This is a genomic window from Kribbella lupini, from assembly GCF_039529595.1.
Classification (GTDB): Bacteria; Actinomycetota; Actinomycetes; order Propionibacteriales; family Kribbellaceae; genus Kribbella; species Kribbella lupini.
The window spans coordinates 2,162,462-2,175,357 of sequence record NZ_BAAANC010000002.1; the positions used below are offsets into that span (position 1 = coordinate 2,162,462).

Sequence of the window (12,896 nt, forward strand, 5' to 3'; positions counted from 1 at the left end):
CGGAAAGACCAGGTTTTGAGCACTCGCTCAAAACCTGGTCTATGCTGCGTCCATGACCACTCCCGAGCAACCCCCGCCCAAGGTCGCCTGGACGAAGCGACTTCCCGCCCTGCTGATGGTCGGTACGGCCGCGACCCTCGCCCCGCTGGCGGTGATCAAGGCCGACGGCCTCGACACCGCGGCCCTGTTCGTCGGCGTACCGCTGGCGATCGCCGTGCTGATCGCCCTCGCGCCGCCCGCGAAGAGCCTGCACGGGCTGACCTTCCGCGTGGTCACGTTCGCGCTGCTGATCACCTCGGCGTTCCTGCACGAAGGCGCCGCGTGCGTGCTGATGGCCGCGCCGCTCGTGTACGGCGTCGCGCACTTCGTCGCCGAACTCGTCCGGCAGTCCCGGATCCGCGAGGCCGGCCGCCGCTACCAGGCCGCGCTCGCGATCTTCCCGCTCCTGGTCGCCGGGCTCGAGGGCACGGCGTACCGGGTGGACCCGGTGCAGCAGGTCGGCGTCGAGCGGGTGGTCGCGTTGTCGACGGCCGAGGTGGAGACCCGGCTCGCGCAGGGTCCGGACTTCTCGGCCGAGCGGCCGTTCCTGCTGCGGTTCACCGGCTACCCGACACCGACCGCGGCGACCGGCGGCGGGCTCGCGGTCGGGACGCGCTGGACGTTCACGCTGGCGGGGGACCCGATCGTCACCGAGGTGGTCGCGCACGACCGGCGGCGGATCGCGTTCACGGTCGTCTCCGACCAGTCGAAGACCCAGCGCTGGTTGCGCTGGAAGGGCGGCACGATCCGGCTGACCCCGCGGCCGGACGGTACGACGACGGTCAAGCTGAGCGTCGAGTTCACCCGCCGGCTCGACCCGAGCTGGTACTTCGGCCCGATCGAGTCCGCGATGGTCGGCGCCGGTCTCACCCACTTCGCCGACAGCCTCGGCCTGCAGGAGGACCCGACCGCCGATGACTGAGCTGGTGGTCGTCCGGTGGCTCTGCCTCGCCCTGCCGATCGGGCTGGTCGTGGTGGCGTCGCGCAGCTGGGAGTGGCGACACCTGCAGGGTGAGGGCGGTCGCCGGGCCGGCGCTGCACTGCTCGGCTTTCTGTTCGCCTTCGTCGCGCTCGGAGTGACCAACCAACTGGCGGTGGGGTTCGGTTGGTGGTCCTTCGAGCCTGTGCACGGCAGCTTCCTCGGCCTGCCGCTCGACCTGTGGATCGGCTGGGCGTTGTGCTGGGGTGCGTTGCCTGCACTCGTCCCAGGGCGAATGCTGATCTGGGTGCTGGCCTGTGGATGGATCGACCTGCTGGTGATGCCGCGGCTCGACGAGCTCGTGCACCTCGGCCCGCACTGGCTGTACGGCGAAGCGCTCGTGCTGGCCGGCGTTCTGGTCCCCAGCGTCCTGCTCGCGCGCTGGACCGTCGACCGCGACCAACTGACCGGTCGGGTGCTTCTGCAGCTGATCACCTTCACCGGGCTGGTGCTCTGGCTCCTGCCGTCGGCGGTGATGACCGAGGGCGACGGTTCCTGGGACCACCTGCTCGACGGCCCGGCCTGGCGGACCTCGTTGATCCTCCAGCTGATGGCCCTTGCGTCGGTCCCCGCGCTCGCCGCCGTCACCGAGTTCGCCAGGGCCGGCGGTACGCCGTACCCGTGGGACCCGCCGCAACGGCTCGTCACCACCGGCCCGTACGCCCGCCTCGCCAACCCGATGCAGGCCTCGGTCGTCGTGATGCTGGCCCTGCTCGCGATCGGTACACAGAGCTGGTCGCTCGCGCTGGCGACGGTCGGCGCGGTCTCGTTCTCGCACTTCGTCGCCGACCCGCACGAGCGCGAGCAGCTCGCCGCTCGCGAGCCCGCCTGGCGCGCGTACGACCGCGAGGTCAGGGCGTGGATCCCGAGGCGGCGCCCGTACCAGCCGCGGGGCGAGCTCTACCTGGCCGAGACCTGCACGATCTGCGCGCAGACCAGAACGCTCGTCGAGTCGACCCACCCGGACGGCCTCACCATCACCGCGGCCGAGACGTATACGGTGGCTGCGCTGCGGCGGGCCTTGTACGTCGGACCGGACGGCCAACGCGCGAGCGGGCTCGGCGCGATCGCCCGGGCCTTCCAGCACAGCGGTCCGGGCTGGGCGTACGTCGGCTGGCTGATCGGGCTGCCCGTCGTACGGCCGCTGCTGCAGCTGCTGCTCGACGGCATGGGCGGCGGTGAACGCGATCTGCCCGCCCGCCGACCGTGAAGGGAAGGACCCGATGGCGAAGACGACTCGCGCCGACCTGCTCGCCGCCACGCTGCGGACGATCGGCGAGCACGGTTTCGCCGGAGCGTCGGCGCGCACGATCGCGACCGAGGCCGGGCAGAACCAGGCGCTGGTCTTCTACCACTTCGGCACCGTCAACGACCTGATCGCGGCGGCCTGCCGGGAGAGCACCGAGCAGCGCGTCGCGCTGTACCGGGACCGGTTCGACCAGGCCACGACCTTCGCCGAGCTGCTGGCCGTCGGGCGTGCGGTGCACGTGACCGAGCACGCCGAGGGCAACGTCGCCGTACTGGCTCAGCTGCTCGCCGGCGCCCGCGGCAACGAGGTCGTCGGTGCGGCGGTCGCGGACGCGCTCAACCTGTGGGTCGTCGAGGTCGAGAAGACGCTGGCCCGCGTGCTGGCCGACAGCCCGCTGCTTCCGCTCGTCGACCTCGGCGGTCTGGCCCGCTCGATCTCCGCCGGCTTCATCGGGATCGAGCTGCTCGACGGCGTTGATCCTGACGGCGCCACCCGTGCTCTGGCCTCGCTCGAGCAGCTCGCGGTCCTCACCGAGACGCTGCTGTCGGAGCTGGACAGCCTCGGCCCGGTCACCAGCCGCCTGGTGAAGCGTCGACTGAACTCGCTCACCAACCAGTAGCCGCGGGGGCGCCGAGCTGGTTGGCCCGGGTGCGCACGTGGGCCGGCACGAGCAGGTCGCAGTCGTGGTTGGTGACCGGCTCGTCGGCGACCACGCGCAGCGGGACGACTCCGGTCCAGTACGGCAGGTCGAGGTCCTCGGGCTCGTCGTTCGCGCCGCCGGACCGCGTCTTCACCGAGGCCTCGGTCAGATCGAGCGCGAGCACCGAGGTCTTCGCCAGCTCCTTCTTGTTCGGTGTGCGAGACCCGTGCGACCGGCCCGGGACGAGGTGGTCGACGATCACCGTCAGCCCGTGCAGCTTCTCATCCGGGTCCGTCACCAGCCGCGGAACTCCCAGTACGACGGCCGACCGGTAGTTCACCGAGTGGTGGAACGCCGACCGGGCCAGCACCAGCCCGTCCACGTGCGTCACCGTCACGCAGATCGTCTGCTCCGGCGCCGCGACGACGCTCCGCGCGGCCACCGATCCGTGCAGGTAGAGCGTGCCGTCAGGCCCGCGGTCGAGGTCCACGCCGTACGCCGTGGGCAGCACCAGCGGATCGCCGTCGAGCACGACCCCCAGATGGCAGAACATGCCGGCCGCGAGCACGTCGTACAGGACCTGGCGGTCGGTGGCGGCGCGTTCCTTCGAGCGACGCAGCCGGGTGCGCGGGGTCGGGGACAAAGGAATCGTGGTCATGCTTCGAGCGTGGCAGAGTAGTGGCATGCGCGCCCGGTCCAATTCTCGTCGGTTCGAGTAGTCCATTTGCGGACCTCACTGCCGCTGGTCGTGGACCGGACCGCCGGGATCCCGCTGCACCTGCAACTGGCCGAGCAGGTCCGGGCGGCGATCCGCGACGGACGGATCCAGGCCGGGCACCGACTGCCGTCGACCCGCGACCTGTCGCGTGAGGTCGAGGTGTCGCGAGCGGTCGCGCAGGCGGCGTACGACCAACTGCACGCCGAAGGATGGATCACTGGACGGACCGGCTCGGGCACGTACGTCGCCGATGTCGTCCCGCTCCCACCGGCGGCCGTCCAGCGTGCGCGACCCCGTCAAGAGCCAGAGCCGGATCTGCTCACCCTCCGGCCCGGCATCCCTTTCATCGCCAGGACACCGGATCCCGGCTGGCGGCGAGCCTGGCGTGAGGTCTCGGCCCAGACCCCACCGCGGGGATACGCCGATCCCGCCGGTCTCCCCGCGCTGCGGGCCGCTCTCGCTGAGCACGTCGGCCGGGTTCGCGGGATCGCCTGCGGGCCGGAGAACCTGGTGATCACCAACGGCACTGTGCACGGGCTGCGCTTGCAGCTCGCGACCACGCTCGCGGCCGGGGACCTGATCGCGATGGAGGACCCCGGCTACGTCAACGCGGCGAAGGCCGCTCGCTCGCACGGGCTCGAGGTCGTCGACGTACCGGTCGACGCGGACGGCCTGCGGGTCGACTCCCTCGGTGACGACCTCGCGGCGGTCTACGTCACGCCGTCCCACCAGTACCCGCTCGGCGGCCGCCTTCCCGTTGCCCGACGCAACGAACTGATCCGCTGGGCGCGTCGGACCGGCGCGACGCTGATCGAGGACGACTACGACAGCGAGTTCCGGTACGACGTGGCGCCGCTGCCCGCGCTGGCCCAGCTCGACCTCGACCGGGTGGTGCACCTCGGCACGCTCTCCAAGATGCTCAGCCCGTCGCTCCGCCTCGGCTGGATGGTCGCGTCCACCGCCGTCGTCGACCGGATCGCCGACCACCGCGAGGACGCGAGCGACTGGCCGGCCTGGCCGATGCAGGCCGCCCTGCTCGCGATGCTGCGCGACGGCTACCTCGACCAGCTCGTCCGCCGCTCCAGCCGCCTGTACGCCGAACGCCGCAACCTCACCTGCCGCCTGCTCGCGCCGTACGGCGAGGTGGTCGGCCAGGACGCCGGACTGCACATCACGCTGCTGCTGCCCGACCACGTCGACGACCAGGTCCTCGCCGCGAAAGCCCGAGCCGCCGGCGTCGCCGTCGCACCCCTCGCCGACTACCGCCGCAGCATCCCCGGCCCACCAGGCCTCGTCATCGGCTACGCGACGCCGTCCGACGAGGACCTGGTGACCGCGCTGGAGATCCTGGCCGGCCTGCTCAGCTGACGTCAGGGCTTGGAGGGGTTGTCCTTCGACGGCGGCTGGACGACGGGCTTGTCGCCGTCCCAGGTGAGCTCGGACAGCCACATCGTGCGGCCGGGCGGGTCGACACCGACCAGGGCGGGATCCCAGGCGTGGTAGACGAACCAGTACCGGCCGTCCTTCTCCAGCACCATGTTGTGTCCCGGGCCGGCGGCGGCGTCGGACGTGGTGAGGATCGGGTCGCCCGACTTGGTGCACGGTCCGGCGGGCGTCGTGCAGAGCGCGTGGCCGACGGCGTACTCGGCCTTGTCGTAGGCGTTCGCCGAGTAGAACATGTGGAACTTGCCGTTGCGCTCGACCATGTACGGCGCCTCGACCAGGTTGCCCTCCCAGGGCAGGTCCTGCTTGAACAGCTTGGTGGTCTCGCCGACCAGCTGGAGTCCGTCGGCCGACAGCTTGGAGACGTAGATCCAGGTGTCCATCCCGACCGCGTTGCCGTCGTTCTTCCAGTACAGCCAGCGTTGGCCACTCGCGTCCTGGAACGGGCTCGCGTCGATCGAGCCACCCTCACCTGCCTGACAAATCAGGGGATTACTCGATTTGTCGACATATGGACCTTCGGGCCGGGAGGCGACCGCGACGCCGAGGCACTGCCGGCCGGCGGCGTCGTTGGAGCTCGTGTAGTACATGACGTACCGGTCGGGACCGTGCACGGCGACCTCCGGCGCCCAGACCTTGCCGGCCGACGTCCAGGCGGGGAGCTCCGGCAACGCGTCCCCGACCTGCTCCCACGCGACCAGGTCGGCGGACTTCAGCGTCTGGATGTTGCCGAGCGGACCGTTCGTCGCGAACGCGTAGAAGGTGTCGCCGGCCGCGATCACCTGCGGGTCGGCGAAATTGTTGTCGTAGACCGGGTTGGTGAATCCCACACTCGCTCCTTCGGGTGGCGGACTGGGGTCGCCGCACGCCGCTGTCGCGATCAGCAACAGCAACGACAACCCCAGCCCGCGCAGCATCACTTGCTCTCGTAGAACCGCAGGTAGTCGAACGTTGCCACCGGCGCCGGGTTCGCACCGGTGAACTCGCCGTGCGCGAACAAGCCCAGCCGCGGCGTCTCGCCGGCCGGCAGCACCCAGGCGGCGCCCCAGACCCACTTCTTGCCGTCGACGCTCGTCCCGGCCTGGTACACGTGCTCGCCCGCGGCGTTCCGGTGGAACGCGAGCCGCATCCACAAGTCCTTCGCGGACCGGCCGATCGCAGCGCCGCCGTAGCTGGTCGCGCCGTCGGAGGCGCGGGCAACGAGTTCACGCCCGTACTCCGTCTGCCGCGTCCGCCAGATCGAGACGTCACCGAGCCGGGCGAAGTCGTCGTCGTTGCGGTACGCGATCATCCCGGCCTGCTGGTAGTTGCGGATGTCGCCCTCGCCGAGGTCGAGATGGAGCTTGGTCTCGGCGATCCACCGGTCGGTGGCCGGCGTCTGGTGGAACAGCAGTCCGGCGTTGTTGCCGGAGCCGACCAGGTCGGCGTTCTGCAAGGGCCACGAGAGCTTGCCATCAGCAACTACCGCGTTGCTGTCGGGGCGGACCCACGACCAGGCCGCGCCGAGGCCACCGTTGAACTCGTCACCGGCCAGCAGTTTGCCCGGCCGCGGTTGCGGTGCCAGAGCACGGACCGGCTTGGCGACCGAGCGGATGGTCAGGTTGTCGATCTCCGCCGAGCCGAGCCAGCTCACCGGGGCCGCCTTCATCTGCACCTTCGGTACGGCGAGCCGCGCCTCGGCGTACAGGTCGCCGAGCCCGGAGTCGCTGAGCCGCGCGGTGACGACGCCGTCGGCGACCTGGACGCTCAGCTTGTTCCACTGCGTCCGGTCGAAGTCTGCGGGGATCGTCGCACTGGCGGTCTTGCCGCCCGCGACGACCGTGATCTTGTGCGCGGAGACCGAGGCGACCACCGAACCACCCACCACGGTGGTGAAGCTGCTGCCCAGGCGGACGTCCGCGTCGACCCTGACCGATCCCGCGGGAGCGGACTGCTTGGTCGAGGCAGCGCCCTTGATCTGCGCGGTCGGCCCACCCAGCGCGTCACCAGTACGCCGGGTCGAGAGCCACAGACCGGAGGCGGGATCGCCGGCGGTGATCCCGGCCGAGGAGCCGGTTGCCGGAGCAGGCTGCGGCGTGTCGGACGGTCCGGCGCCCGCGCGGGTGCGCGGCCAGCCGTCGATCCAGTCGATCCGGTCGACCAGCATCGGGCGCCGGTTGATGCCGAACACGTCGGTCAGCCAGGGCGTCGCGCGGTCGATCGCGTGGTACAGGATGTGGTCCTGCCCGGCGGCGTCGGTGAAGAACGCGTGGTGGCCGGGGCCGATCCACTTGTTGCCGTTCTGGGTGACGACCGTCGTCCCGCCGACCCGGGACTCGTTCATGCTCGCGCCGTCGGCGTCCAGGAACGGGCCCTTGGGCGACTTGGACCGGCCGGCGAAGACGGAGTACCCGGTGGTCGGGCCCGCGCAGCAGTTCATCGACGAGGCCATCAGGTAGTACCAGCCGTCGCGGTAGACGACGTACGAGCCCTCGTACCGGTCGCCGATCGTGACCTGGGTGGGCTCACCGACGGCGTGCAGGCCGTCCGCGGTGACCTCGGTGACCGAGATGCCGCCGTAGAAACCGCCGTAGTAGAGGTAGCGCTTGCCGTCGGCGGCGGTCAGCAGCGCCGGGTCGATGGTGTTGAACCAGCCGCCGTTGCCGTCGGACTTCGGTGTGACCACCGGCCCGTCGGTCGCGGTCCACGGACCGGCCGGCGTCGGCGCGGTCGCGACGCCGATGGAGTAGTCGCCGCCGGGGTTGGCCGCGGTGTCGGTGACGGTGAAGTACATGACGTACCGGCCGCCGAAGTACCGGATGTCCGGTGCCCAGAAGAAGGAGCCGGGTGCCGCCCAGGCCGGCTTGGTCGCGTCGTTGAAGACGGTCCCGAGGTACTCCCAGGAGCCGAAGTCCTTGGTCCGGGCCATGTGCATCAGCCCGAAGGGGCCTCCGGCAACCAACGGGTCGGAGGTGGCGTAGGCGTACCAGTAGCCGTCGCGGCCCTGGATGATGGAGGGATCGGCGAAGGTGTCGGCGAAGGGCTTGGAGATGTCGTTCTGGGTGGTCACGGCCGGCGGCGGGGCCGCCGACGCGGCCGTGGTCCCAGCGGCGACGGCGGCCACGGCGAGCGCGGCGGCGAGGATTCTTCGAGGCACTGGCGGTTCCTCTCGAACGGGCTTGGCAGCAGGGTGGTCAGCCTTTGATGCCGCTGTTGGCGACACCTTCGATCACGTAGCGCTGGACGAACACGTAGATGATCAGGACCGGTACGGCGGCGACGGTCGCGCCGGCCATGATCACCGGGTAGTCGGTGGTGTACGCGCCCTGCAGCAGACTGAGGCCGGCCGGCAGGGTGAGTCGTTCGGGGCTGAAGAGCACGAACAGTGGCCAGACGAAGTCGTTCCAGTTGGTCAGGAACGACAGCACCGTGAGCGTGGCCAGCGCCGGCTTGGCGTTCGGCAGGATGATCCGGGTGAAGACGATCCAGGCGTTCGCGCCGTCGATCAGCGCGACCTCCTCGAGCTCCTTCGGGATGGCCAGGAAGAACTGCCGCATGAAGAACACCCCGAACGCACCGGCCGCGCCCGGGACGACCAGGGCCCAGAGCGTGTCCAGCCAGCCCAGGTTGTCCATCAGCAGGTAGTTCGGCATCAGGAAGACGAAACCGGGGATGAACAACGTCAGCAGGATGAAGCTGAAGATGAAGTTCTTGAACCGGAAGTCCATCCGCGCCAGGGCGTAGCCGGCCATCGACGCGACCACGACGACCAGCGCCGCGTGCAGGCTCGCCGCGGCCAGGCTGTTCAGCGCCCAGCGCAGCACCGGGTTCTGCCCACCGGTGGTGAGCACCTCCCCGAACGCGCGCCCACTGGGGTCCTGCGGGATCAGCGTCGGCGGGTCGGCCTGCGACTCACCGACCGTCTTGAACGAGGTGATCACCATCCACAGCAGCGGCAGGACCACCAGCAGGGTCAGCAGGACCACCATCACCCAGAAGGCGGCCGACGGCTTGCGCCTCATGGCTTCCGCTCCCTCATCAGTCCGAACGTGATCAGGGCGACGACCGCCAGGCACAGCGCCAGCATGTAGCTCATCGCCGAGGCCTGCCCCATCCGGAACTGGCTGAAGCCGGTGTCGGTGATCACCATCAGCGCCGTCGTGGTCGTGTCACCGGGACCGCCCTGCGTGATCAGCAGCGCCTGGCCGAACATGTTGGCACTGGCCAGCAGCGTGATGACGACGATGAAGACGGTGACCGGACGCAGTCCGGGCAGGGTGACGTTGCGGAACTTCTGCCACGCGTTCGCGCCGTCCAGCTCGGCGGCCTCGTACTGCTCGGGCGGGATGTCCTGCAGACCGGCCAGGTAGATGATCGCGTTGAAGCCGGCCGTCCACCAGACCGTCACCGCGACCAGCGCGACGAAGGCCCACGGCTGCTCCGTGGTCCACCCGATCTGGGAGATGCCGAACACCCCGAGGAACGCGTTCAGGATGCCGAACGTGGTGTCCAGGATGTAGCGGAACATCAGGCCGATCACCGCCACACCGAGCACGTACGGCGCGAAGTACACGGCCCGGAAGAACGTCCGGCCCGGGAACTTCCGGTTCAGCAGCACGGCCAGGCCGAGCGGTACCGCCACCAGGAACGGCACCGACGCGACCGTGAAGATCCCGGTCGCCCGCATGCCGTGCCAGAACGGCTCGGCCGTGGCCGACAGCGGGTCGAACAGGTCCTTGTAGTTCTGCAGCCCGACGAACGGCTTGCCCGGCAGCTGGAAGTCCCAGTCGTGCAGGCTCATCCAGAAGCCGAAGATCGCGGGCCCGATGACGAAGGTCAGGAACAGCACCACGTACGGCGCGAGGAACAGGTACGGCGTCGCGCGGCCGTAGCCACGAGCGCCGGTGGTGACGCGGGCACGCTGCTTGCGCGCCGTGCCCGCGGTGGCCTGGACCGTCATGATCAGGCGCCGTACTTCTTGCGGTTGGCCTCCAGGATCTTGTCCGCCCGGGCCGCCGCGTCGGCCAGTGCCTTGGCGGGCTCGGTCTTGAGCAGCACCGCCTCGTTGACCGCCTTGTTCAGCTCGGCCAGCGCGTCACCGATGCCCGGGACCGGCGGCGGGAAGTGCAGGTCGTCGATCTGGGTCGCGAGCGCGGCCTGCTCGGTCAGCGCCTTGAACTCGGCGGACTCGCGGACCTGCTTGCGGGCCGGCACCTGGCCGCCCTTGGCCCACTCCAGCGACTTCTGGCTGACGTAGTTCACGAACACCCGGGCCGCGGTCGACTTGTTCTGGTCCGGCGTCTTCAGCTTCGGCAGCACGAACTGGTGCGAGCCGGCCCAGGCCGCCTTGGTCCCGCCGATGTTCGGCAGCGGGGCGACGCCCCACTCCAGGCCCTTCTTCTCCTTGAACGTGTTGATGTTCCAGATGCCGTTCCAGACGAAGGCGTTCTTGCCGTTCATCACCGCGATGTTGTCGGCGTCCTGCGCGACGTTCTTCGGGCTGTGCCCGTTCTTCACCAGGTCGCTGAACCAGGTCAGCGCCTTCACGCCCGGCTCCTCGTGCCAGACCGTCTTCGAGGAGTCCTCGTTGAACAGGTTGCCGCCGTACTGCCAGAGCAGCGCCTGCACGCTCAGTACGCCGGTGAACGGGAACGGCGTGGCCCAGTGACCCTGGATGCCCTTGCCCTTCAGCGCGTCCAGCGCGGCGGCGTACTCGTCGGCGGTGGCCGGCGGCTTGGCCGGGTCGAGACCGGCCTGGGTCATCAGCTTCTTGTTGTAGAAGAACCCCAGCGGGTGCACGTCCAGCGGGATGCCGTAGCGCTTGCCCTGGTACTCGCCGGCCTTCCAGACGACGTCGGCGAAGTCCTCCTGCTTGAGCTCGAGCGCCTTGGCGACGTCGTCGAGCGGCTCGATCACGTTGCGTGCGGCATTGGTCGCCAGCGAGTCGACGTGCATGATCGCGACCGCCGGGCCGCGGCCGCTGCTCACCGCGGTGGGCAGCTTCGTGTAGTAGTCGGCCCACTGCATCACGGTCATCTTCACCTTGATGTTGGGGTTCTCGCTGTTGAACTGGTCGACCAGCTTGCGCATGAACGGACCGTCACCGCCGGTGAAACCGTTCCAGAAGTCCAGCTCGACGTTCGGGCCCTCGTAGCCCTTCGCGCCGCCGTCGCCGGTGGCGGGAGCCGCGCCGGGCTTGCCGGCCGAGCCTTCCCCGCAGCCGGCCAGGATGCCTGCCGCACCGAGTGCGCCGATACCGCCCAGCACGAGTCGCCGGTTGATGGTGTTCACCGTGTACCTCCAGGGGAGAGCCTGATCATGTGCCACGAGGCCGGAGCCAGCGTGGCGCGGCAGATGCCGTTGTCGATGCCGGTCCCGTCGACCGGTCGGGGGACGACCCGGTCCGGCTCGGCGGCTGTGTTCACCGCGGCCCGGTCGTCGTCGTACAAACCAAGGTGTTCCGTGACTTCCAGGTTCCCGAGCGCATGCAGCGGGACCTCCAGCGCGACCTCGTCGGTCTCGCTGCGATTCACCACGAAGAGCACCACCTCGCCGGTGCTCTCCTCGTACGTCGCCGTGCCCCACAGGGCCCCGACCTCGCCGTACCGGTCGGTGTGCACGGTCGGTCCGGCGATCTCGGTCCGCAGCACGGTCGAACCGGCGTGCTGGGCGGTGAGCGCGAACGGGTGGAAGGTGGTCTGCCGCCAGGCGCGGCCACCGGGCTCGGTCTTGATCGGGCCGATCACGTTGACCAGTTGCGCGAGGCAAGCGATCTTCACCCGGTCGGCGTGCCGCAGCAACGTGATCAGCAGGCTGCCGACGACGACCGCGTCGTCGACGTTGTAGGTGTCCTCGATCAGCGGGCCGACCTCGCGGACGTCGAGACCGAGCTCGCCGGGGAAGCGCTGCTGGTACCAGACGTTCCACTCGTCGAAGGAGAGCGTGATCTCCTTGCTGCTGCGCTTCAGCGCCTTGACGTGGTCGGCCGTGGCGACGATCGACGTGATCATCGCGTCCATCTCCTCGGCCGACGCCAGGAAGCTGGCCTGGTCGCCATCCTTCGGCTCGTAGTACGCGTGCAGGCTGATGTGGTCGACCAGGTCGTAGGTGCGCTCGAGCACCGTGCGCTCCCAGTCGCCGAACGTCTCCATCTGCGCGTTGCTCGAGCCACAGGCGACCAACTCCAGGCCGGGATCGACCCGGCGCATCGCGTTCGCGGTCTCCTCGGCCAGGCGGGCGTACTCGTCGGCGGTCTTGTGGCCGATCTGCCACGGACCGTCCATCTCGTTGCCCAGGCACCAGACCCGGATGTCGTGCGGCTCCTTCGTACCGTTCGCGACCCGCCGGTCGGGCAGCTCGGTGCCGGCCGGCAGATTGCAGTACGACAGCAGCTCGACGGCCGCCTTGATCCCGCGGGTGCCCAGGTTGACGGCCCAGATCGGGTCCACGCCGGCCTTGCGCGACCAGGCGACGAACTCGTCGGTGCCGAACTGGTTCGGCTCGATCGCCCGCCAGGCCAGGTCCAGCTTGCGCGGCCGGTCCTCCTTGGGTCCGACGCCGTCCTCCCAGTCGTAGTTGGAGACGAAGTTGCCGCCCGGGTAACGGATCGCGGTCACGCCGAGCTCGCGGACCAGGGCCAGGACGTCGGTCCGGAACCCGTCGGCGTCGGCGTCCGGGTGGTCCGGTTCGTAGATCCCGGTGTAGACGCAGCGGCCCATGTGCTCGACGAACGAGCCGAACAGGCGGCGGTCCAGACTCCCGACCACGAACGCGGGATCAACGGCGAGACGCGCCACTGGTCTTCCCCCTTGCGGTTTTTACAACGTTTACCGATTCTGGTGTTGAAGGA

The 12,896-nt window shown here is 69.8% G+C and carries 11 protein-coding genes; 4 read left to right on the forward strand and 7 right to left on the reverse strand.

Annotated elements, in window-relative coordinates; all coding sequences use genetic code 11:
• Positions 1-52 precede the first annotated feature (52 nt).
• From ABD235_RS23655 to ABD235_RS23665, 3 genes are read left to right on the forward strand one after another with little or no spacing between them, the layout of a single operon-like run.
• Positions 53-961, forward strand: a complete 909-nt coding sequence (locus tag ABD235_RS23655; RefSeq protein ID WP_344177610.1) for an SRPBCC family protein — start codon at positions 53-55, stop codon at positions 959-961.
• On the forward strand, positions 954-2,228 hold the full coding sequence (locus tag ABD235_RS23660) for a methyltransferase (RefSeq protein ID WP_344177612.1): 1,275 nt from the start codon (positions 954-956) through the stop codon (positions 2,226-2,228). The genes ABD235_RS23655 and ABD235_RS23660 overlap by 8 nt, the downstream gene beginning before the upstream one ends.
• 13 nt (positions 2,229-2,241) lie before the next feature.
• Positions 2,242-2,886: a TetR/AcrR family transcriptional regulator gene (locus tag ABD235_RS23665; RefSeq protein WP_344177614.1), complete on the forward strand. Its 645-nt coding sequence runs from the start codon at positions 2,242-2,244 to the stop codon at positions 2,884-2,886.
• Here the strand turns inward: ABD235_RS23665 and ABD235_RS23670 are convergent.
• Positions 2,873-3,565 (reverse strand): pyridoxamine 5'-phosphate oxidase family protein, encoded by a 693-nt coding sequence (locus tag ABD235_RS23670; RefSeq protein WP_344177616.1) that lies wholly within the window; start codon positions 3,563-3,565, stop codon positions 2,873-2,875. The genes ABD235_RS23665 and ABD235_RS23670 overlap by 14 nt on opposite strands.
• A gap of 66 nt (positions 3,566-3,631) precedes the next feature.
• Between ABD235_RS23670 and pdxR the strand changes: the two genes are divergently transcribed.
• A complete protein-coding gene (gene pdxR, locus ABD235_RS23675; protein WP_344177619.1) occupies positions 3,632-4,993 on the forward strand; it encodes a MocR-like pyridoxine biosynthesis transcription factor PdxR in 1,362 nt (453 codons plus the stop codon).
• Positions 4,994-4,995: 2 nt separating this feature from the next.
• Here pdxR and ABD235_RS23680 read toward each other — a convergent pair whose 3' ends face one another.
• The 6 genes from ABD235_RS23680 to arfA form a co-directional block, all read right to left on the reverse strand.
• Positions 4,996-5,898 carry a glycoside hydrolase family 43 protein gene (locus ABD235_RS23680; RefSeq protein ID WP_344177621.1) on the reverse strand — a complete coding sequence of 301 codons (903 nt, stop codon included), beginning with the start codon at positions 5,896-5,898 and terminating at the stop codon, positions 4,996-4,998.
• Positions 5,899-5,984: 86 nt separating this feature from the next.
• Positions 5,985-8,204: a family 43 glycosylhydrolase gene (locus tag ABD235_RS23685; protein WP_344177623.1), complete on the reverse strand. Its 2,220-nt coding sequence runs from the start codon at positions 8,202-8,204 to the stop codon at positions 5,985-5,987.
• Positions 8,205-8,241: 37 nt separating this feature from the next.
• A complete protein-coding gene (locus ABD235_RS23690) occupies positions 8,242-9,069 on the reverse strand; it encodes a carbohydrate ABC transporter permease (RefSeq protein WP_344177625.1) in 828 nt (275 codons plus the stop codon).
• A complete protein-coding gene (locus ABD235_RS23695) occupies positions 9,066-10,007 on the reverse strand; it encodes a carbohydrate ABC transporter permease (protein WP_344177627.1) in 942 nt (313 codons plus the stop codon). Before ABD235_RS23695 ends, ABD235_RS23690 begins: the two co-directional genes overlap by 4 nt.
• Before the next feature lie 2 nt (positions 10,008-10,009).
• Positions 10,010-11,338 (reverse strand): ABC transporter substrate-binding protein, encoded by a 1,329-nt coding sequence (locus ABD235_RS23700; protein WP_344177629.1) that lies wholly within the window; start codon positions 11,336-11,338, stop codon positions 10,010-10,012.
• Positions 11,335-12,843, reverse strand: coding sequence for an arabinosylfuranosidase ArfA (arfA, locus tag ABD235_RS23705; RefSeq protein ID WP_344177631.1), 1,509 nt, complete (start codon positions 12,841-12,843; stop codon positions 11,335-11,337). Before arfA ends, ABD235_RS23700 begins: the two co-directional genes overlap by 4 nt.
• Positions 12,844-12,896 lie beyond the last annotated feature (53 nt).